Origin of the sequence: Blautia sp. MSK.18.38, from assembly GCF_024460535.1 — a bacterium.
GTDB lineage: Bacteria > Bacillota > Clostridia > Lachnospirales > Lachnospiraceae > Blautia_A > Blautia_A fusiformis.
In genome coordinates this window covers 1-23,391 of sequence record NZ_JANFYP010000032.1, presented here as the reverse complement: position 1 = coordinate 23,391, position 23,391 = coordinate 1, and the positions used below count along the sequence as shown (strand labels likewise).

At 41.7% G+C, this 23,391-nt stretch carries 18 protein-coding genes; 2 read left to right on the top strand and 16 right to left on the bottom strand.

Translation table 11 applies throughout. The features are described from left to right. Position 1 precedes the first annotated feature (1 nt). Genes NE638_RS15760 through NE638_RS15750 form a run of 3 tightly spaced genes read right to left on the bottom strand, consistent with a single transcriptional unit; the run spans position 2 to position 4,763 of the window. Positions 2-928, bottom strand: a complete 927-nt coding sequence (locus NE638_RS15760; RefSeq protein ID WP_244094875.1) for a carbohydrate ABC transporter permease — start codon at positions 926-928, stop codon at positions 2-4. A 15-nt stretch (positions 929-943) separates the two neighbouring features. After that, complete coding sequence (locus NE638_RS15755) at positions 944-2,284, bottom strand: ABC transporter substrate-binding protein (protein ID WP_118071787.1); 1,341 nt, start codon at positions 2,282-2,284, stop codon at positions 944-946. Positions 2,285-2,297: 13 nt separating this feature from the next. Further along, positions 2,298-4,763 carry a GH116 family glycosyl-hydrolase gene (locus tag NE638_RS15750; RefSeq protein WP_118071788.1) on the bottom strand — a complete coding sequence of 822 codons (2,466 nt, stop codon included), beginning with the start codon at positions 4,761-4,763 and terminating at the stop codon, positions 2,298-2,300. A 195-nt stretch (positions 4,764-4,958) separates the two neighbouring features. Here NE638_RS15750 and NE638_RS15745 point away from each other — a divergent pair, with 195 nt between their 5' ends. Continuing rightward, positions 4,959-6,368: an extracellular solute-binding protein gene (locus NE638_RS15745; protein WP_173746662.1), complete on the top strand. Its 1,410-nt coding sequence runs from the start codon at positions 4,959-4,961 to the stop codon at positions 6,366-6,368. Positions 6,369-6,644: 276 nt separating this feature from the next. Here the strand turns inward: NE638_RS15745 and NE638_RS15740 are convergent, their stop codons facing one another. The 12 genes from NE638_RS15740 to NE638_RS15685 form a co-directional block, all read right to left on the bottom strand. Then, positions 6,645-7,523, bottom strand: coding sequence for a methylenetetrahydrofolate reductase (locus tag NE638_RS15740; protein WP_118071790.1), 879 nt, complete (start codon positions 7,521-7,523; stop codon positions 6,645-6,647). 41 nt (positions 7,524-7,564) lie between these two features. Continuing rightward, the gene (locus NE638_RS15735; RefSeq protein WP_021976351.1) at positions 7,565-8,185 is read right to left on the bottom strand and encodes a methylenetetrahydrofolate reductase C-terminal domain-containing protein; all 621 of its coding nucleotides are present in this window, start codon (positions 8,183-8,185) and stop codon (positions 7,565-7,567) included. Between the two features lies 1 nt (position 8,186). Further along, positions 8,187-10,151: an electron transport complex subunit RsxC gene (rsxC, locus tag NE638_RS15730; protein ID WP_118061862.1), complete on the bottom strand. Its 1,965-nt coding sequence runs from the start codon at positions 10,149-10,151 to the stop codon at positions 8,187-8,189. Between the two features lie 420 nt (positions 10,152-10,571). Beyond that, positions 10,572-11,096, bottom strand: coding sequence for a hypothetical protein (locus tag NE638_RS15725; protein ID WP_114001781.1), 525 nt, complete (start codon positions 11,094-11,096; stop codon positions 10,572-10,574). Positions 11,097-11,207: 111 nt separating this feature from the next. Further along, entirely contained in the window at positions 11,208-11,834 is a 627-nt protein-coding gene (locus tag NE638_RS15720; RefSeq protein WP_021976348.1) for a response regulator transcription factor, read from the bottom strand. After that, entirely contained in the window at positions 11,782-13,125 is a 1,344-nt protein-coding gene (locus tag NE638_RS15715; protein WP_244094874.1) for an ATP-binding protein, read from the bottom strand. The genes NE638_RS15720 and NE638_RS15715 overlap by 53 nt, the downstream gene beginning before the upstream one ends. Continuing rightward, the gene (locus NE638_RS15710) at positions 13,122-14,789 is read right to left on the bottom strand and encodes a histidine kinase N-terminal 7TM domain-containing protein (RefSeq protein ID WP_173746658.1); all 1,668 of its coding nucleotides are present in this window, start codon (positions 14,787-14,789) and stop codon (positions 13,122-13,124) included. Before NE638_RS15710 ends, NE638_RS15715 begins: the two co-directional genes overlap by 4 nt. A 146-nt stretch (positions 14,790-14,935) precedes the next feature. Next, the gene (locus NE638_RS15705) at positions 14,936-15,889 is read right to left on the bottom strand and encodes a DUF4428 domain-containing protein (protein ID WP_021652746.1); all 954 of its coding nucleotides are present in this window, start codon (positions 15,887-15,889) and stop codon (positions 14,936-14,938) included. A gap of 380 nt (positions 15,890-16,269) precedes the next feature. Beyond that, positions 16,270-17,832: a recombinase family protein gene (locus NE638_RS15700; protein WP_055303504.1), complete on the bottom strand. Its 1,563-nt coding sequence runs from the start codon at positions 17,830-17,832 to the stop codon at positions 16,270-16,272. Next, the gene (locus NE638_RS15695; RefSeq protein WP_008369877.1) at positions 17,825-19,480 is read right to left on the bottom strand and encodes a recombinase family protein; all 1,656 of its coding nucleotides are present in this window, start codon (positions 19,478-19,480) and stop codon (positions 17,825-17,827) included. The genes NE638_RS15700 and NE638_RS15695 overlap by 8 nt, the downstream gene beginning before the upstream one ends. Continuing rightward, on the bottom strand, positions 19,481-21,154 hold the full coding sequence (locus NE638_RS15690) for a recombinase family protein (protein ID WP_008369875.1): 1,674 nt from the start codon (positions 21,152-21,154) through the stop codon (positions 19,481-19,483). Between the two features lie 113 nt (positions 21,155-21,267). Beyond that, positions 21,268-21,513, bottom strand: coding sequence for a DUF6870 family protein (locus tag NE638_RS15685; protein WP_008369874.1), 246 nt, complete (start codon positions 21,511-21,513; stop codon positions 21,268-21,270). Between the two features lie 644 nt (positions 21,514-22,157). Here NE638_RS15685 and NE638_RS15680 point away from each other — a divergent pair. Next, positions 22,158-22,733: a helix-turn-helix domain-containing protein gene (locus NE638_RS15680; RefSeq protein WP_173746655.1), complete on the top strand. Its 576-nt coding sequence runs from the start codon at positions 22,158-22,160 to the stop codon at positions 22,731-22,733. A gap of 203 nt (positions 22,734-22,936) precedes the next feature. Here the strand turns inward: NE638_RS15680 and NE638_RS15675 are convergent. Beyond that, positions 22,937-23,391: ATP-binding cassette domain-containing protein (locus NE638_RS15675; RefSeq protein WP_173746653.1), on the bottom strand; the 455-nt coding region annotated here is incomplete at its 5' end.

Sequence of the window (23,391 nt, the reverse complement as noted above, 5' to 3'; positions counted from 1 at the left end):
TTTAACTCCTTTGCTTCCTCGTTGTGATCTTAATATAGGAAAACGAGCCCAGAATTGAAAGCAACAGAATTGCAACCGCAATTGCCATTCCATATCCATACCTTCTGGATGTAAATACTGTAAAATACATATATGAGGTAAGCAGCTCCGACTCATGAGCAGGTCCTCCGCCTGTCATCTGATATACCAGTTCATATATTTTAAATACGCCTGTTACCGCCAGAACAATATTAATAATAAAAGTCTCTTTCAGCATAGGAATTGTCACATAAAACAAGCGTTGTAACAAATTGGCTCCATCCATATCACAAGCTTCGTAAATATCTCCCGGTATTGCTTTGATTCCGGATAAAAAAATAGTTCCATGGAAACCCAGTACCTGCCATGTGAATACCATTGCCAACGACAATGGAGACCATTTAGTTCCACCGATCCATTCAATCGCAAGCATATCCAGTCCTATTTTACGCAATACACTATTTACCAGCCCATAATTAGGATTCAGGATATATCCCCAGATAATTCCTATGATAATAGGTGCTATGACGTAGGGAGCAAAAATCACCATTTTAAAAAATGCGTTTCCATGAAAATTCTTGTTCATCAATAATGCTGCCATAAAAGATCCAATGATCAGGAATATCACACTGAACAACAATACCAAAAATGTATTTTTCAATGCGATCAGAAATAGCTTATCATGGAACATAGCAATATAGTTTTTTATTCCCACAAAGGATGCTTTTCCAAGACCACTGTAGTCCGTAAAGCTATAATAAATTGCGATAAACACAGGAATAATAATAAATACTGCATAAATCATAAGAGTCGGAAGCAGCATAATGATTTTTGCTTTCTTTGTACTCAACCAATACATAGCTTTCTCCCTTTCCATTTTATAGAGAAGAACGGTATTACTTAATTTCATACCGTTCCTTTGATTTTATCTTTCAGCACTTTGTAAATTTTCTACATAATCAGCTGCTTCTTCCGGTGTGTAAACGCCGGTCATAACACCGAAGGTAGCATCAAAATATCCATATGCCACATTGGATGAAAGTGAATTAAACGGCTCCGTTACTGCTTTCCAATCATCATTTAATGCCGTGATCATCGTGGAAAGTACAGGATGCTGGCTCTCATCAATCTGTCCATTATATGTAGAGCACGGTAATGTCGCAGTATCCTCAGCAATGATCCTGGTTCCCTCTTCGCCGTAATAGAACTGCCAGAACTGCATAATTGCATCTAACAACGCAGGATCTTCTGCTGCCTTTGAAGATACTACATAAACACCGCCGGATGCCTTGATTCCGATCTGCTGCTCATACTGGCTGTCGGAAAAGGTAGGTCCCCAGAAGAATCCGATTTTAGAAGCCATATCACTTTTCTCAAATTCACCGATATCCCATGCTCCGGAATTGAACATTGCTGCATTTCCACCCAGGAACTGCTCTTTTGCTTCAAAATATCCCATATTGGAAATGTCCTTTGTGAAAGTTCCCTTTTCACGCATTTCTTCTACTTTTTCAAAATAGTGAATAAAATCTTCGTTATTCCAGGAAATGCTTCCGTCCCTCAGGCCGTCAAGCTTTTCAAAGAATCCATATCTTGCCAGCATTGTCTCAAATGCCCAGATACTGTAATTATCCTGCGCCCCCACGGTCAGCGGTGTGATTCCGGCTGCATTGAGCTTATCTACCACATCCAGGAACTCTTCATAGGTAACAGGCGCTTTTTCGATTCCTGCCTGCTGGAAGAGATCTTTGTTATAATAAAATCCTACCATCATAACTTCACTGGGCATTCCCATATCTTTGCCATCAACGGTACATGCATGCACCAGTCCGGGAAGAAGGCTGTCATTGATACCATACTGATCCAATGCATCCGTCAGATCATATAAATACCCATTCTGTGCAAACTCCTTTGCGGTTGCCTGCTCCAGCCAAAATACATCCGGAAGCTTATTTTCTCCTGCCAGTAAAGTCATCTGTGTCTTATGCTCGGACACTTCTTTGCCCGTAATATCAATTTTAATCCCCGGATGGCTTTCTTCAAAGGCGGTGATAATCTTCTGCAGATGCGGCTCCTGTGCCTGAATATCAGCAACATGCTCTGCAAACTCGATCGTAATCTGTCCGGACTCATCTGCGGTCGTAGAGCTTTCCATCGTCTCTGCACCGCCTTCAGTCCCTTCTGCATTTCCGCATCCTGCCATTGTAAACAGCGTAGCGGCCGCACAAGTCAGTGCCATCATTTTCCTCCAAATACTTTTCATCATAATTGTACCCCCCTTATTCTTGTAGATGAATATCATCTAACGTCCCATATAGGATGTCAATATGTTTGCACATTTTCCCATTCTCTTCCTTCTGACTGTAGATACCCCATGCTTTTCCACAAATGAAGAAGCTGGACATTTCACCTTCTATTGCAGGATGGAATGACAAGGTTCCGCGATACATATCACTTTGCAGTCCCAATAATGCATTCAGCACTCCCCAGCTTGCCATTGCCCTGCAATAATGATGACCGGACTCGATCTCGCTGAACGGATTCCTCTTGTATCCGTCATAACGATCCCGAATTGACTTTACCACCGTCAGACCCTCTTCTACACAACCTGAATAAATCAGATTAACGGCTACTTCATACTCTACTCCTGTCCACACCTCTCCGGCATAGGATAACGGGAATTTAGGCCTGCCGCCTTTCGGCCAGGTAGCTACTACCATTCCATGCTCTTCATTGATTGCATATGCTCTGTGCACACTGTCCGTATGATAAAAATCCGTTTTGTAATTATACTTGAATACGGATTCCATCGCAGATTTTACATGCTCTTTCGGTAAAATTTCCCCGATTCCGGCCATATATGCCAGAAACTGTCCGAGAAGCTGATCTGACAGGCAGCCTTTTCCGAATTGATATTTATATTTATCAATCTCCTTCTGTACCTGAATATAATATTCCCCGTCAAACATCAGTTCATCGGCTCTTGCAGCTCCTTTTGCGTAAGCATCTGCGTATAACTGATGATGTTCTTCATCCCCTACGATCTCAGCCATTTCTTCACAGCATTTCAGTGCTGCCAGGAAGATACTGTCCGTCATAGGATTCGGCCCGTAGAATTCAATATCATAGGTTGTATTCTGCTGACCATCCAGTACATCGTCTCCATCCAGATCCCATTGTTTCAGGGCATATTCCATTGCCAACACTACTTTGGGCCAAATGGTCTTTAAAAATTCCACATCCCCGAGATTCTTGAAATCCCGGTAGACACGAACAACACTTCCAAGTTCTCCATCACAGGCCGGAACCATTGCATACCGTTCCTGATCAAATACGGAAAACATTCGTGTAGACATACATCCTGTCTCATCTGTTTCTCTCAAAAATTCTACATTACGCATTGTTTTTTCAAGATCCGGGAACAGAAATGCAACCGTCTGTGCATAATTCCATACATGAGGCACACTACCGTAACCGCAGCCTATATAGTCTCGTATCCCTTCAAATCCGGCAAAGGTTCCATCTTCCAGCCGGAAACATAAATTACTTCGAAGATTCGTAATGTTTGCAGTCAGAGCATCCACCACATAATAAGGTAATGTAGTCTTATGGAACATAGCATCGGCAAATTTTCTGCTGTCGGATTCCAGTCGTTCCTTATTATGGTATACATATTTTGCTACATCCCATGCATCTGTAAATTTTGTTGCATAGTAATTTCTCACTGTTCCGTATTCACCGCGCTGGAATTTCTCGTAGTCCTCATCAAATTCAATCCATGCCTTTACTCTGTTAGGAAAATACCATGTAATGACAAATTCAAAAGTTCTTTCTTCTCCTGGCTGAAGTTCTTCCCAGGCTCCGATGGATCCGATCTTTTCTCTTCTTTTCAGGAAACTGAAATTATGAAATTGTGCAAATTCACACCCCACACTGTCAGATACGGTCTCTTTTTCCAATCGTCCATCACTGGTAAAGTCATCCCAGAAATCCTGTATTCCATCCACCCATTCGCCGTCAAACCATTGTGTTTTATAGGTTACTTTGGATCCACTGGTCAGAATCGCCATGTTTCCATACCGTAGATGATCCTCTTTCAAATGTTCGGGTGAATAATACAATCCCTTCACATCATCAAATTCCCGATATTCATTTTTTACGCTGTCGGCCAGCTTCAGGTTCTCAATAACATCATATCCTTCAAAACCAGATGCATTGGGAAGTGTGCCTACCAGGCTTACTTTGGTCGGACAGTCTGCAATATTTTTCACCGTGTATCGGATAATTGCACAGGGAATACTGGAATCATCTGTATTTAAAGGAATAAACGGTGTATATGCTTCCATTGACACTTTTACGGGCAATTCGGAATCTTTGAAATTCACTCTTGCAAAAGGATATTCACAAATCAGTTCCGAATCTTCCATTCTTGGCAGATTTACTAATTCAGCCTGAAGGTATCCGTGCGAGCTGGTATATGGCGGAACCATTCTCGATTCCAGAATTTTCGATATAGGTCTTTCCAGTTCTTTGTTTTCCGTACGGATTGCAAAAAAGGAAAGGGGAAATTTCGTATTTTTCGAAGGCCAGTTAAAGATTTCCCAGTCAAGGAACTTTCCTCTTGAATTTACAGAGAAATTACCTGTTCCGATTCCGCCCAGCAAAAAACGGACTTCCGTTGCATCCCGCTTAAAGACCCGCGGTGTTCTGTCAAACAATATCTCTTTTGAAAATGTTTTTTTCATCTTCTCCTCCTTTTGGTTGTTCGGTTGTTCGACTAACCAGTTTTATTTTTTAACTCTCCGCTTTTGCAGAGAGTTTTTTTATTTGTTCTTGTTTGTTCGAATAACTTATGCTATGATATTAGCATAGCAAAAATATATTGTCAATCACTTTTTCAAAATGCGAGGGATTTTATGAACACCAGAACACCAAAATACATGCTTATAAAAAATGAATTTGTCCAGAAAATCGAAAGCGGATATTATCGTCCCGGCGATCTCATCCCTTCCGACAATGAATTAATGCGTACTTTAAATGTAAGTAAAAGCACTGTTACACAAGCCCTGAAATGTCTGGAATCTGAAGGATATATTATACGTCAGCAAGGAAAAGGCACTTTTGTAACAGACCGCTCCAAAGATAAAATAAACCTATCAATTTATTTATGTCCTATGGAAGATAATGAGAAACATTTTTGGGTCTCTCTGATCGAACAATTTAATCTGACCTCTTCCGAATTTTCCGTAACACCGACTTTTCTCACCAACGATAAGGTTCCTCTGCGTGACTCGCTATTGCAGAGCTTTACTAGTGGAAATGCCCCGGATATTCTGTCTCTGGACGGTCCTGATGTCCCCTATTGGGCATATATGAATTCTCTGCTGCCGTTTGATGGATATATGGATTCGTCTTTCCTATCCTCTTTTCTGTCTCCCATTGTGACACAGGGAACCTATCAGGGAAAGCTATATCATCTGGGTTATACGGAATCCACTTTATGTATTCTGTATAACAAGGAGTTGTTCCATTCCCTTGGTATCCGCATTCCGACTTCTGCGGAAGATGCCTGGAGCTGGGATGAGTTTCTGAATGTCTGCCATACAATACAGGCCAAAACCTCTTTTCCCTATCCTTTGCTTATGGACTCCGGACGTGGTCTTTCTCCAAAATCCGGAGAATGGAACAGCTATGCAGGATTGCCATTTATCGTGCAAAACAATGGCAGTTTTTTTAACGATACGCTGACGGCAACCTCTGGATATATTAACTCTCCAGCCTCCGTCGCTGCCATGAATTGGCTGGGCGAATTATTTCATAAATATCATTATACCCATGTGGAAAATCTCAGTGCTCATTTCCCTGAACACTTTGCCATGAGTCTTTCCCTGCCCAGTGCTTATTTTCAATCGCGGAAAAGAAATAGCAATATCGGCATAATTCCTCTTCCCCATGGTATAAAAGCAGCTTCGCCCCATGGAAGCTGGGGATTATGCATGTCCAGACAGACACAATATCCCAAAGAATGTTGTGAATTTATCCGTTATGTTTTCAGTCTGCAGAACCAGTTGAAGATCAGTCAGTTAACGGGTATTCCCGTTTTAAAAGAGATTTATGACGTAATGGACAGCTTTCAGGCCGGTTCCGGCAACAGCAATATTTTATTTTCCCAATTACGGAATACCTCTTTTACCAGACCGCAGACCCCCGCATATCCTTTCTTCAGTAAGCAGTTTTCCTATGCGTTTTATAATGTTGCCATGGGTGCTGATGCACAAAAGGAAATGGACCACCTGGCGCAGCAGGTAGACGATCATCTTTACCGGCATAATTATTATCAACAAAGCTAATAATTTAGGCTAAGGATAAATAAATTCATTTACCCTTAGCCTATTTCTCATCATATTTTACTTTTTTCTTATAATCATAGATCTTAATATCCGCACAGATTTCCAAAGGGATAATCTTTTCCATCCCGGTACCTCCCGTTCACTTCCCAATAATAAAATTATATCGTTTATTTCTGTTTAAAACAATACTATTTTCATAGTAAGCAAAAAACGAGCCATCCTCCACAAACGCAGATTCCTGCATTCATGGTTCAGACGGCCCGTGTAATTTTAATTTTAGATTTCAGCTAATTTCAGCAGATCCGGAATCTTGGACTCCCAGCCAAGTGCCATGATATGAACACCCTGGCAGTATGGCTTGCACTCTTTGATAATACGTGCAGCGATCTCAACACCGGTAATTCCAGCTTTTGTCTTTTCTTTGTCTGCCTTCAGCTCCTCGATCATCTCATCCGGAACATGAATGCCGGCAACATTGTTATTCATGAATTTCGCCATTCCAGCGGACTTCGGAATAATAATTCCAACCTGTACAGGTTTTCCGAACTGTTTTGCTTTTTCCATAAATTTGATAAATTTCTCCGGCTCGAATACAGCCTGTGTCTGGAAATAGTCAGCGCCTGCTGCAACCTTTCTCTCCATCTTCGCAAGCTGTGCATCAACAGAATCACTGCATGGAGAAACAACAGCACCCTTGGAGAATTTCGGAGGCTCTCCAACAAGCTGGTTTCCACCAAGATCTACGCCAGACTCCAGAAGCTTCACTGTGTGAAGAAGAGATACGGAATCAAGGTCGAATACCGGTTTTGCCTGAGGATGATCGCCCATTTTAGTATGATCACCGGTAAGACAGAGAATATTGTCAATACCAAACATAGCTGCGCTGAGAAGATCAGACTCCAGAGCGATACGGTTTCTGTCACGGCATGCAAGCTGGAAAATGGGATTCATGCCTGCATCTTTAAGAACCTTACACATTGCAAGAGATCCAAGACGCATAACAGAAGACTGGTTATCTGTTACGTTAACTGCATGAACACCTGTAAGGTATGTTTTGGCTTCTTCTACCAGCTCATCTACATGGATTCCTTTCGGCGGTCCTACTTCTGCTGAAACTGCAAATTCACCACGATCGAATAATTCTTTCATTTTCATATTATATTTGCTCCAATCATTAAAAATTTAGGATTAACCTGTTATTTCACTTCATCATCTGTAGCAAAATTGTGGATCTGTGTCGGGCATTTCAGTGCGTCAAGGCGTCCGATCTCTTTCAGACGTCTGTAGATGCGTTCCCATCCACACTCCATGTCACTGTCCACCTCGCATTTACCATTCTTGGAACCGCCGCACTGGCCGTTGACAAGACTCTTGGAGCATGCTGTGATCGGGCAGATCCCGCCAGTAAGGTTCAGATAACACTCACCACACTGGTCACATTTATATTCTAACGGTGTTACACCCTGGAAACCAGGTACCGGGTATGTATCGCAGGCTGCGCATACCATTTTGTCTTCCAGATATTCTGCGATGGTCTGTACACCAACGCCACAGGAGAATACCAGGACCAGATCCGCTTCCCTGATCTTATCCATATGTTTCTGAAGACGTAACTGCATATTTTCCGGATTACAGATATAATCCGTTGTCATGATCCCTGTCACATTTCCTTCAGCGGAAAGCTCCTTCTGAAGTTCAACAGCTTCTTTTTCCGGAAAACGAACTTCCTTGCATCCATGGCAGTTGATGATAAAAACTTTCTTTCCGGCTGCCAGTGATACGATAGTTTCTTTTGCTTTTAACTGGGTAATCAACATATCACTTCATCCCCCTTACTGCATTTTTTCCGGCTTTGATACTGTTAATGATCGGAATCTTGGAAGAACAGATATACTGACAGCATCTGCACTCAACACAGTCCATGACATTCATGTCTTTCATGCCCTGCCAGTTCTCTTCTTTCGCATATTTAACGAAATACAGAGGAGAAAGTTCCATCGGACATACATCCACGCAGCGTCCGCACTTGATACATGGCTGCTCTTTGGTCTCGTCTGTATCAATGGCGATGATACCGTTGGAGCCCTTCATCATAGGTACATCCAGAGTGTTCAGAGGGAATCCCATCATAGGTCCGCCCATCTTGACCAGAACATCGTCATCTGTAAATCCGCCGCAGTAATCGATCAGCTCTTTTACGCTGGTACCGATCTTGATGATAAAATTGCCAGGATTCTTGATCTTCTCGCCTGTTATTGTTGTAACACGCTCGATCAGAGGCATACCCTTCTGGATTGCATCGGAGATTGCTTTTACGGTACTGATATTATCTACGATAACGCCAACATCTGCCGGGAGACCGCCGCTTGGAACTTTTCTGCCCATAACGCGCTTGATGAGAGTCTTCTCAGCGCCCTGCGGGTATTTGGTTCTTGCGACAAATACTTCCATGTTTCCGATATTGGCAACTTTTTCCTGCATTAATTCGATGGCATCCTGCTTGTTATCCTCAATGACAATGATACCCTTCTCGGCACCTGTTGTCTTCAGGATCGCTTTCAGACCAAAAATAATGTCATCTGCAAACTCAAGGAGAACCTTGTGGTCTGCTGTTAAATATGGCTCACATTCGCATCCATTGAGTAGAATGGTATCAACTGGTTTGGCTGGTTTCAGTTTGACACAGGTCGGGAAGCCTGCACCACCCATACCAACGATTCCTGCTTCTTTTACAATCTCAATGATCTCATCCGGAGTCAGATTATCAAGGTCACCATGTGGCTGTACGGATTCGTGCAGAGTATTTTTTCCATCCGATTCAATGACAACAGCCATGACTTCACTGCCTCTTGTGCCATGCATACGTGGCTCAACGGCAACTACGGTTCCGCTTACGCTGGAGTGTACCGGTGCGCTGATAAATCCGGCAGCTTCGCCGATCTTCTGTCCGACTTTTACAGTGTCGCCTACCTCTACGATCGGGTTGGCAGGTGCACCAAGATGCTGGGACATGGAGATCACTACAGTCTTCGGATCCGGGAATTTCTTCAGTGCGATATGCTCGCTGAATTCCTTGTGCTCTGACGGATGAACGCCGCCATAGTATCCGTTCAGTCTGTCTTCTCTGATAGACTTCACGTAATCGTTGATCACCTTGAAGTTAACCTTGGAGTAATCACGTACCTGTACCGGCTGGTTCAGGAACTCTTCCAGACGGCCCTGTTTTGCCAGTCTCTGGTAGATCTTTTCCCATGCACAGTCTTTATTCGGGTCTACTTCACATTTACCGTTCTTTGCTCCGCCGCACTGTCCATTGACAAGACTCTTTGAACAGTCGACGATAGGACAGACACCTCCGGTAATGTTCAGATAGCACTGTGCACATGCATCGCAGCTCTTCTTGGTAAGTGCCATGCCGTGATGTCCTCTGTAGTTAAGGGTATTACTTGCTGCAATCACCGGCTTGCCTGCCAGATCCGCAACTGTCTGGATACCAAGACCACAGGAGATCACAACTACATTCTCTGTACCTTCCGGAAGCAGATCCTGTAATTTTCTTTCTGTGTGCATCTTGTTACACAGAAAATCGAATTTCGCACTGCCTGTGACGGTTTTTCCCTGCTCCGCAGCAAATTTCAGGAATTCTTTGCAATCCGGTTCGTCAACGGTCTCAAATTCCTTGAAACACTTGTTACAGGCGATTACAAACAGATTGTCCCTGCCGTTCAGCACTGATGCAAGCTCATCACTGCTTTTCAGCTTGTACTTAGTATAGTTTTCCAATTGCTCACCTTCCTTATAAAGATTATATCCTTATGATTATCTGCTCTTATCCGTTCCCTCCTTCTCTGCACTCCCAGGAAAGAAACAATAAAACCAAATAAATAAGTTCTATGTTATTTGTTCAGCCCTTCGAAAATCCCGGTTCCTAAAAAAGGCCGCAATATTTCCTCTGACTGCTACAATAAATGTACCATAATTTGAACATATTATCCAGTTTTATTAGCTATTTTTATAAATTTATTCTATGATTTCATCCCAATTATCTATGGATGTACAGATATTTGTACAACTTCTGTTATGTTACATGCGTTAGTTATATGCAACTTATATAATTTTGTTTATAAAATATCCTTTTTATGCATTGAGCATATTGCACAAGGATCTTACCTTTAACAGGACAGATCCGAAAGGTGTCTTTTATCATGGAGTAAGACGCTGTCCGCAATATTCACAGGTGCTCAGACGACCTTTTATTACCTGATTCTTTGCACCGCAGCTGGGGCAGGTAACTGTAATATAGATCTTCTCATTTACGCGTCTGTTCGGTGCAGTGATCATAATATAATTTCCTTCTCTGTCTATCTGGATATTCCGGATATATCCCCCCGCAATAAATTTTTCCAGCTTTTTCACTGCACCTTTTCCCAGTTCCTGCTCAAGCTTTTCAAATGAGACGGTATTCTGGGCATAGGATTCAAACCAGCAGGCAATTTCTCCAGCTTTTTTCTTCTTTAATGCTTTTTGAATTTCCCGGAAGGTTGGATACAGAAACAGCAATCCAAGTATGATCTCTGTTGCTGCCATTCCCCAGCGCCCTTCACCAATATACTTCTCCGATGCGCCAATAGCTCCCAGGGAAAAAAGTATAAAAAAGCCACAAAGAACCCATTTCAGTTTCCCCAGTATTCCTGTTTTTTTATTTTTTTCTGTCAAAAAATCGCTCATGTCTGTTTCCTCTTTCCTATTATTCAAAATCTTATGCTATATTTGTGAATGCTCCGTCAGCTCACGCCAAACTTCCTCTGTCCGAATATGTTTCTGCATTCTGTGGATCTTCTATTTCAGTGTGGTTACGATCAGTTTACTTTCCAGTGCAGCTGCTATCAGATCCTCTTTGCAGCTGTATCCCGCCTTGGCGATCATTTCCTGAAAATTCCATCTCACCCCAGAAGCAGAACAGTCCATTTTCCTTGCGATCTCGGAATATGACATCCCGTGAATATACAGGCGCAGCATCTCCAGCTGTCTGGGACTGATATCACCGCTTGTGATCCAGTTAAGTTCCACCTCCGGTGCCACATCCGGAAATACATGCTCCCCATTTAACGTTCTGTAGATCACACTCCGTATTTCCTCTTCACCGTGATCCTTATACCATAGACTGTCTGCACATCCGCTCTTTGCTCTTTCCAGCACCTTGGGATCGATCAGCGAAGTAACAACCAATACCCTTGTATATGGATATTTTTCCCTGATGATCTTTCCGGCACTCAGCCCATCATGATTATGAAATGTCTGCACATCCATAAGTACAAGATCAATTGCCGAGTAAGAGCAGATCTTTACAGCTTCACAGGCATCCGAAACTGTCTGGACATGTCGGAATTCCGGTTCCCGCATAATAATACTTTCAAAATACTTCTGCATGATCCTCTGATCTTCTACTATCAGTATCCGTACCATAGACTCCCATCCTTTCTGTCAGTGGCATTTTCAACACCAGACAAAACTCCGGCGAAAAAGAAACCTGCATAATACATTTCTCTGACTCCGCAGCTTTTCTCAGTGCAGACAGACCACCACCTTCTTCTGCATTTTTTTCAGGTGCATCTCCATCATTCGTTATCCGGATGCTGTATTCATTTGCACCTTTTTCTATCTTCACCAGAACTGTACTTCCATGGGCATGTCTGGCACAATTTGTCACACATTCACGGATCGCTCTGTCTGTCAGCAGCCTGTAGGAGGGATGCTGAGGGAAATTCCCGCTGATCTGAACATAAATTCCAAGTTCTTCTGCATGCCTGATCGTATCCGCGCATAATTCTTCCATATTCTCAACAGAAGAATCTGTAAGAATATAGACCAGATGCTTTAGTGCAGATAGCTGTTCATCCATTTTATCCTGATTTTCTTTTCTTTCCAATATCCTGCGTATTGACAGAAGGCTTCGGCCAAAATTGTCATGAACCTGCATTTTCATGACAAGTGTCTCCTGCTCTCTTATTTTATCTCCGATTTTTTCATACATTTCCTCCAGCTTATGATTCAGGATTTCCAGCTTTTCATTATTTGCTCTGATTTTTTCACCATTGTAATAAATTTCTGATACATTAACTGCCACTGTCTGCAGATATCCTGCACAATCCGGCTCCTGCAGACGATATTCCTGAAACATCCAGACGGAATCATCCGGAAAATAAAATACATTACTGTCACTATTTAATCTGCGAAGTCCCTCTGCTTCGGATCCTCCATTTATTACTTTCCGCAATGCTTCATAATCCTGCAGATAGGAGCCTGTCATTATCCTGCTCAGTTCATGCATCTTGGTGTTGCATAAAACAATCCTTCCAAGAGGCTCCGAAAAACACACCCCACAGGGAACATCATCAACAGCTTCATTCACAGACCAGTAAGACAGAGAATGATGATATCTACGTCTCTCTCTCCAGATTGCCCAGCAAAGATAAAGCAACAATACCACCATCGCTGCCATCAAAACACTGACCGGACACATCCGGAGCATTAGCTGATATGCGCTTTCCCCCTGGCAATATCTGTGATCATTCATCAGGAACCCCATAAGCATAAAAGAAACTGCAAAAACAGTCACTGCTGTTATAATTTTCTTTTTCCCGTAAAAACAGGTTATCCTGATCAACAGAAGAATCAATTCCAGAATCAGGCAGATTTCAAGAAGGATCATCAGAAAATCCTGCATTGCCATACTGCATTCCGCAAAATCAGTCATCTTCCGCCTCTCTTTCTGCATACGATACATCCGATAAACCATTCGTTTTCATCTTCCTGCTGCACATCTAATTCCGGTCTTTCTGGCATTAATCCCCGCAGATCTTCTTCTGCTACAATATGAACTGAAATACGCAGAGCATCATCGATCTGCGACACACGATAAAAAACAGACTGCATTGTATCAAACAATCGTTCCACAAGCCATTCAAAGGTATCATAGCATTTCAGTATATCATCTGCATTCAGCTGCACTTCACCATTTTCGACATAATAAGCCGCCCGGATCTTACATAATTTTAAGCTGTCACAGGATTCCGCCAGACTTTGTCTGAGATCCTCCATCGTAAGCAGATTTCCATCTGATGCATATTGTGTCAATACCAGATTTTTTCTTCTCTTTAAATATGTACCAACAACCACGATCTTTCCCAGAATCCGGTCATAGTGTTCCCTTGACTCCGTTCTTTCCAGCTCATCCATCAGCTGTGACAGCAATTCCAGCTGCCCAGCTGTCTGATTCTGTATCATGTTCAGCAGCCGGTTCTGTTCTTCTGTTTTTCTCCGCTCAGCCTCTTTCTGATAGGTTTTCTGCAGCAGACGATTTCTGGCAGTCAGCTCCTCCTGCTGTTCCCTGATATCCTGATACTGATCCAGAAGCACCGAAATATCTTCTGACCAGAACAAATGTCCTCCTCTTATAGGAATATGGTTGATCCGGATTCCCTGTTCCTGTACAGCTGATCTGTTTATTACAATTTTACGCAGTTCCGGTGACAGCTCCGGAAAATCACCGGAATGATAATAACGCTGAAAAGAATCATCCGTAATCTCTGCATCCAGTCCTCCGGAGGTCTGGAATAATTCAAAATATCGATTATTTGTCTGTATCAGGCCGCATAATATACACCCCTGATAAATTGCCGCCATTAAAAGGCAGCATACTGCTGTCATATCCCCGGCAATTGTTTTGATCAGGGGCAGCCGGAGTAAATTCCCGATATTCCATCCCAGCAGCAATATTCCCGGAATGACAGGCAGCCAAAATTGCTTCCTTCCCGGAATCCTGCTTTTTCTGATCAGCATAATTTCCATCCATATCAGGCAAAATATGATCCATCCCTGGATCACTATAAAAAGAATACCATAGCTGTAATCTCTGTCCGAAAACGGAGGCCGCCCGGAAAACCGAAACACCAGCTGATGCAGGTCATTTGTAAAAACACAGACGATCATAATCACCGCAAAAACCAGCAAAACAATAATTTTTCTGCCCGTTTTCTCGCCGTCCTTTTCACCAAGAAACATCGCTGCTGCCAGTCCAAGGACCGGTATCAGGATCATCGGGATATAATACAGATACCAGCAGATATGTTCTCCAAGCGGATCATGAAGAATATGAAATTTTACCGTCCGCACAAAGAACCAGAATACCATCAGACAGCCAATTGCAGTCAGGCATCTGCGCGTTTTTCTATGCACTACATGCTTTTCCAGATAAATCACCCAGGCACAATACATTCCCAGATAAATACAGTTACGACACTGATCTGCGAGATTTCTCATAAAAACATTTTCCGGTCTTCCCAGCCTGCAGAAATACGCCAGAAATACACTTATCAGGATTCCTCCATACGACAGTGCCCTTTTTTTATTGTATGTCATGAAAATTCCTCTCTCATCAATACACCTCTGTGATAAGTATACTATAAAGTTCTATTTTATTATATAGTTTTCAGAGAAACCATCCATTCTCAACCCCTGTTATCACAAACAGAGTGAACAATTCTGTCCACTCTGTCTATCATCACTCAAAATGGTCTTGGCTGGCCACAGTATTCGCAGAATCTTCCGGTATTCTCTGCACCGCACTGACATTTCCACAAACCGCCGGGCTGCTGCATTCCGTTGTTCATCTGCATTCCAGATTGCTGCATTCCGTTGTTCATATTCATCCCAGGCTGCTGCATTCCACTGTTCATGTTCATTCCGGACTGCTGCATTCCATTGTTCATGTACATCCCGGACTGCTGCATTCCGCTGTTCATGTTCATCCCGGGCTGCTGCATTCCATTGTTCATGTTCATTCCGGACTGCTGCATTCCATTGTTCATGTACATCCCGGACTGCTGCATTCCGCTGTTCATGTTCATTCCGGGCTGCTGCATTCCAGCCGCATTTGGTGTCAGGGCGGCTATGATCTGATGACCTGTCTGCTCCACTTCCATCAATTCACCTCTGTTATCGCTGCTTATGGAAAAAGTATTCAAACGAAAATCCATATCATCAAACCATGGAGTTTTTACTTTAATACGCATAGTATAATCAAATTCATACTTATATACCGGTGGCTGATAGCTTACGGTTTCTCCATCCTTTGTTGTATATGTTTCCTCGTTCTGCTGTCGCTCTACATCAACTCTGCACTGCACAACAGCGGATAAAGGAACTATATCCGGATTTTCATTGACATCCAGCTTCCGTGCAACAGTAAAATTCCCCTTATTGTCATCAATAAAAACATTGTAATTTCTGGTATTGATCTGACGTGTTATACAAAAATCCATTACGGCTTTTTTGTTTTTTTCACGATATTCCAGTTGACGTTTTATATCCTCTACCGTACTGTGCCGCCGGTCTTCAAACCATGGTGACAATTTTTTTGCACAATCCTTACACAGATTTCCGTCATCCAGTTTTCTGTTGCCTAATAAACCTATTTTCTCTCCGCAGATATCACAGATCTTCTTATCAAATAATCCCATACCCAATCCTCCTTCTTTTTATATTTGTGTTTTTGTTTATCTACATTATGCGTGAATGCTTCGCCATTTGCACTAGCATCTCTGACAGTAACTGAATTCATCTTCATATCAATGTCAGGATCATAAGGCTCGTATCTGAAAATCCTGTCCGTTTCTATATGTTCAGGATATGCCGTATGGGATACTCTCTGCCAGACACAACCGTCCCGAGGATGTCAAGTCATTGCTACAAACTTTTTTGCCACTTTTTCCTCGATTTTTCCCATAAAACCGTTGTTTTGGAACAGAGGACGTTATATTGTTGTCACAAAATCAGCAGGGAGGATGTAACGTCATTGCTACAAGTTCAGTAGTAGTGGACGTTACATTATTGCTACAAATCAAGCCAGTGATTTCCATTCCACCTCCACTCTCCCATCATCATACACATATATCCCCTGCACATATTCTTCCAGCATCTCTCGTGTCAGCTTTTCATAGCCTAAATACATCAACATCTGCTCCACCGGAACATTCTTTTTCATCAGGATTTCTTTCTCACCGTTTATCAGTTCTTCCAACTCCTGTATACGTTTCTGCAATCGTTCTCTTTCTTCTTCCAACTGCTTCTTGGCTTCCATGAACTGTTTCTGGTTCATCTGTCCCTCGTGATACTTCTCATAGTTCTGACGGTTCTGAAGCTTTATCTGCTCCTGACGTTTTTCACAGTCCGTACTTTCCAGCTCATAGGCTTCTATGCTGTCCGTATGCTGTTTTCTCATAGATTGCTGCATCTGTTCCTGGCTGATATTCTGACGTAAATATGCCTTAATTTCTGCCAGCACGATATGCTCTAGCATTTTGTTATCAGCTTTTCCGGCAAAGCATCCTGTATCTTCTTTTCCTTTACTGTAAGCACAGCTATAAAGGATATGACCATGAACCGGACTGCTTGAAGTCAGGCTTCTGCGACAATTTCCGCATTTCACATAGCCACCTAACAATGTTGTTTCCCTGTCGAATTTGCTTTTCTTGGTGTATCTGATCTGCAAGGACTGTGCTTTTTCAAAAATTTCTTTTGATACGATCGGCTCGTGATGATTTTCCATCACTTTCCACTGATTTCTCGGTACCGGTACTTCTTTCCCTGTTCCGGGATCTGAAATTTTTGTCTTTCCATAGACCATACAGCCTATATAAGTTTTATCATCCACAATCTTCCGTATCATATCACTCGTCCACTGCAGTCCTCTTGATGCAGCTTTCTTGCTGTCTGATTTCTGTCGTCTGCTCATGGACTGCAAGGGAGTCAGTACCCCCTCTTCATTAAATAACCGACAAATCTCCATCTTGGAATACCGCTGATTTGTCAGTTCAAATACTCTGCGAATCACTTCTGCTTCGTCCTCTACAATCACCAGTTCTTTCTTATTTTCAGGATTGATTCGATACCCATAAGGTGCAGATCCACAGCAATACTCACCTTTTCCTCGTCTGGTACTGACTGCCGATTTTACCTTTACAGACTGGTCTTTCACATAAAAATCTGCGATCAGTCCTTTAAACTGTACTTCGATGTCGGAACTCTTTCCTATATAATCTTTAGAATCATATCGGTCTGAGATAGAAATAAATCGTACTCCCAGGAATGGAAAAATCTGTTCCAGATAAGTTCCCATCTCAATATAGTTTCTGGCAAAACGTGAAAAATCTTTTACCACAATACACTGCACTTTATTCTCCCTAGCAAGTTCCAGAACCTGCTTAATTGCCGGACGCTCCATACTGGAACCAGAATATCCATCGTCGTAGAACTCCTGAAATGGCATAGAAGCCAGTTCCGGGATATTGGAAATATAATCTTTTACCAGTTTTCTCTGATTGATAATGCTGTTACTTTCTCCCTCTGAATCATCTTCCATGGAAAGACGGTAATATCCAATAATCAGTTTCTGATCACTCATGTTCTACCGCCCCCTTAAACCCGAAGTTGATTTCCAGTCTGCCATCACCATACAGATACATACTTTCAATCAAGCCCTCCGCAAGTTCCGCATTGATTCTGGTTGTCCCATCCAGTTCCAACAGACTTCGTAAAAATCTGGCTTCTTTTTTCTGTTGTTTTTCCAGCTTTCGTATGGTCTGCTCCAGAGACTTCTTTCTCTCTTCACAAAACTCTTTCCAGTTATTACGGTCATCTTTCATTTCTATATAGGCTTCTTTGGAAAATTCACCCTCTTTATATTTCATAAACGCCTGTGCCAGTTTTTCTGAACGTCTTTCCATATCTGCATCCAATTTTCTGATCTCAGTTTGAATCTCATTGATTTTGGAAAGAAATACCGCACTGCTTATAGCAGACATATCCTTTTTCCGCAATCCAGATAACTGAAACTGTCTGGTTAGCTCCGAACGGACAATTTTCTGCAGCTTCTCTTCGGAAATAGATTTGTGACTACATTTTCTTTCATCCCGATACCAGGCAGCATTGCAAAAGTAATACACATTGCCTCTGTATCTACGTGTACACATTTTCCGCTTACAATCACCACAATAGAATACATTGTAAAATGCTCTTTCATCATCTTCCCACCCTGCAGTAGTTTTTGTTGCTTTCTGTTGTGCTGCTTTTAGCCTGACCTGTGCTTTTTCAAACAATTCTCTGCTAATAATTGGCTCATGGGCATTTGGCGTAATAATCCACTGGCTCTCGTCCAATATGTCACACCATTTTTCACCTCTTTGAAATCTGGATTCATATTTTCTCTGAACCAGATCGCCATAATAATTATTCCGGTTCAGCACTGCACGTATCGAAGAATTTCCCCACTGATGAAGGTTCTCTCCGTCCTGACAGTACACATGATGATATTGGTTATAATCTGAAATCCGATGTACCCTATCCTCAAACAGCCTGTCAATAATGCTCTGTACGCCATCTCCCGAAGCATATTCTTCAAAAATCCTGCGGACAATCTTTGCAGCTTCCGGTTCCACCATCAACTTATAAATTCCATTTATCTTTTCCACACAATATCCATATGGAGCTGTAGATCCCACATACTCACCATTTTTCTGTGCAATACGTTTCGCTGCCCGTTCTTTTGCGGAAATGTCTTTCGCATAAGCATCATTCACCAGATTCTTGATATTCATGGATAATTCCTGATTCTTGGCATCCGGTGCAAATGAATCATAGTTGTCACATACAGAAATAAACCGCACTTTCATAAAAGGAAGAATCTTTTCCAGATAGTTGCCAGTTTCGATATAATTTCTTCCAAATCGTGAGAAATCCTTTACCAGAATACAGTTTATTTTACCTTCCCTGACATCATTCATCATCCGTTCAAATCCCGGTCTGTCAAAATTTGTTCCGGTTTTTCCCAGATCAGAATAAATGTTATATACAGCAATTTCATACTCTCTGTTCGGATTTTCATTGTGCTTCTGAATGAACTCTTTTATCAGCGTAACCTGTGTTTCAATAGGTTCTGACTTTTTTTCATCACTGTCTACGGATAATCTGACATAAATTGCAGCCATACATACCGGAATCCCAAGAACTTTCTTCTCTGTGTTTTTCTTATATCTTTTTGCTGTCCTTGCCATTTATCCCACCTCTTTCCTGCACTCTGTCCGGTGTTCCGCATAAAACCGTCTTATGACTTTCATTTTCTCAATCATATCCTGATAACGGATATGAATTTTGATCTGTTTGTTTTCATAAATATAGATTTTATCTACAGTCAGTGCCAGCAATGTGCGATCCAGTTCTTTGATTTCCAGTGATTTCTTCCAGTCCTCCAACTGAACAGTTGCAGACACTCCACCCTCAAACATTTGCTTTACCAGTTTTTTCTGGTTTTCAATCATCTGCTCCAGTTCTTCACATTTTCTTCCGTAACTTTCCCGAAAATCATCGAACTCCTCTTTGCTGATCAATCCCTCTTTCAAGTCATCACCCAAAGATGCTTTCAGGCTGTAATAACGGTTATATTCTTCCTGCAACTTACTAATCTGCGTATCATAACCGATTACCTGATCGTAACTGACTTTCATTTCACAAAGTTCTTCCATAATCATCTGATAGTCTACGAAAAGTGCCGTATATGCCTGAATCTCTTTCAATACAATCCTTTTCAGCACCTCTTCCGGAATACTGTGTCTGGTGCAATCTCCACCTTTATTTTTTGTCTGGCAAATATAAAAGGCTTTTTTCTTTCCCTTATACTGATTTACCCTGCGTATCATCGGTGTATGGCAATCTCCGCAAAATACAAAACCCGAAAAAAAGTTTGCACTGTCCGATGTTTTCGATGCCCTGCCATCATACTGAAGTAGCTTCTGCACCACATCAAAATCATTCTGCCTGATTATTGCCGGATGCGTATTTTCTACTTTCACCCACTCTGATTCTGGCTTATCCAGACGTTGCTTTACCTTATAGCTGATTCGTTCCTGCTTGCCTTGCACCATGTTTCCAATGTAAACCTCGTTGGTCAGAATCCTTTTAATCTGCACTGCCGACCATTTCGGTGTGTCTGAGCTGTGAAATCCAGAATTGTAATTCTCGCCATTTGCCTTTTTATATTCTTTTGGCGACTGCACATGACGTACATTCAGTTTTTCTGCGATTGCTCCAAGACTGAATCCATCAATTTTCCACGAAAATATTTTTCTTACAATATCTGATGCATAAGAATCAATCACCAGACAATTCTTATTCTCTGGATCTTTGCAGTAACCATACGGGGCAAACGCTCCAATAAATTCACCTTTTTCACGTTTGATTTTCTGGTGGCTTCGCACTTTACCGGAAATGTCCCGACAATAGCTTTCATTTACGAAATTTTTGATTGGAACTACAAATGACTTCTCTGAAAAATCTGCTGTTTTACTGTCAAACTGGTCTGTAACTGAAATAAAACGCACATTTAAAGCCGGGTAGGTCTTTTCGATCCATCGCCCGGCTTCTATATATTCTCTTCCGAATCTGGATAAGTCTTTTACAATCACGCAATTTACTTTTCCAGCTTCTATATCAGTTGTCATTCGTTTAAACTCAGGTCGATCAAAATTTCCTCCTGAGTATCCGTCATCCACATATATATCAAAGATCTGAATATCCGGCTGGCTTTTTACAAAGCTCCGAAGTAACTCTCTCTGATTTGCAATGCTGTTGCTCTCTGACTTCGCACCGCCCTCTTCCATATCATCTTTCGATAATCGAAGATACAATGCAGCATCGTATATATCTGGCATATTCATTTGCATCTGTTCCATTTTACATCGCTCCCAACTTACTTATTCCATTGAATTTGAAGTCAGAAACCATGTATCACGTTCATTTTCCCTGACCTCACATTAACATAACATCTGTACCTTTGCAAGACATTTTAATACATCAACTCCGTCCTTTTTCTCAGATAATCACTAATGGCATCTGTGGCATCCATTTCTCCTGTCATCTCCACAACCACTACATATCCTTCATTCATGTGAGCATACGGCTGATCGCCGGATTTATCCAGAAAAGTTTCCACTTTCTCAGAAATAGCTTTATCCATATCAGGAATTAAATCTTCAATGTCCTTTAACTGCTCCAGATCAACACTAGAATCTATTACCGACTGATTCACCATGATGCTCACCTCTTTTCCAACATATTCTTTGTATCAGTTGTCCTATACCTACAATTTTCTCAATCACATCACCTTACCTTTCACATTTTGTTCTCAAATTTTATCTATTACTATGGCATTGCATATTCTGTTCGGCGTGTTGGCTTCCATTTGTATAACCCGTTGTCAACGTCACAGTCAACCTCTATCAGAGTATTTCTGAATACTGCCAGCTTCTTCGCAAGCCTACCAGTCGTTTCCGGAGTATCTTCGACGCTCGCCCATAAAATCATTTACAGGGTTATGGCATCTGTGAGATCAGATTATACAGCTCATGTAATTTTCAAGGTACAAAAGAGTTTTTTTGAATATCCTTTCACTTATTACAGCCTGGAAACACCAAAATGTTGTTCACTTCAAAAAAATCCTCTCACTAATAAAGCCTGACAGAAGGATTTTACCAACCTCATTTTGCAATAATTTGCAAAAAGTATTTATCCTCATCTGTACATTCGCTTTCATGCGAACCTTTATCGTACTGTTATTTTAATTCGCATTCATGCGAATGTCAAGTGTTTTGTTCGCTTCAATGCGAATCTTTCTGTTTACATTCACTGTTTTTGGTAGTAAAATGGATTTATCAAAAAGAAAGTGGGAAATCTGATATGACAATCGGTGATAAAATAAAAAAAGTCCGGACATTCCGGAATATGACACAGGCAGAACTTGGTGCTGCCCTCGGTTGGGGCGATAAAGGTGCAAATCGTCTTGCCCAATATGAAACGAATTACCGGGTTCCCCGCAAAGATCTGGTAACTGAAATGGCTAAGATTCTGGACGTAAACCCACTGACACTACATGAGCCAACCACGATGGACGCCTCTGAACTGATGGAAATTCTGTTCTGGATTGATGAATTTAACCCAGCAGCTATTAATCTCTTTCAGTTAGAAACCTATCCGGGTAAAAAATGCAATTCCAGTGAGGGTACCGCTGTCCGTTATCATGATTCTGATAACTGGCCGGCTCATCCACCTGTTGGTATGTGGTTCAATTATGGAGTTCTCAATGATTTTATGAAAGAATGGCTTCTCAGAAAAGAAGAATTGAAATCCGGTAAAATTACCAGAGATGAGTATTTTGAGTGGAAAATTAACTGGCCACAGACCTGTGATGGGTGTGGGAAATATGAGCCGAAAAGGCAATGGCGATCTGCAAATGCAGAACTTAGTGAAACTTAGCAAAACTTAAATTTATTATGTTTTTTCTCTTTAACCAAAGAAAAAAGCACTGAAAACCATCAGTCCAACGGTTTTCAGTGCTTTTTTCATATTGCTCTATTGAATTTTCCTCATTCCACCTATACAAGTGAAACTTAGAGAAACTTAAATTAAATCTCTTTCAGACAATTCAATTTGGATATTCACCAACTGTGGATTATTTCTCAGTGGGCCAGTTTCCAGCTTACTGCCTGCTGCCTTGCATCCACAAATCTCTTATAAATGCCTTCCTGCTTCATTAGTTGCTCATGTGTTCCCTGCTGTACAATTCTTCCTTTGTCAACAACCACAATCTGGTCTGCATGTCTGACCGTTTTTAATCTGTGGGCAATCATAATAATCGTTTTTTCCTTTGTAAGTGCATCTACTGCATCCATCAGCTCCTTTTCATTCTCTGGATCAACATTTGCCGTTGCTTCATCCAATATGACGATTGGCGCATCCTTCATAATCGCTCTGGCTATCGAAATACGCTGTTTCTCACCGCCGGAAAGTGTGGCTCCACCTTCTCCAATCACTGTGTCGTACCCATCCGGAAGTTTGCTGATAAAATCATGACAGCACGCTTTCTTCGCCGCTTCCACCACTTCCTCATGACTTGCATCCTGACGTCCGAATT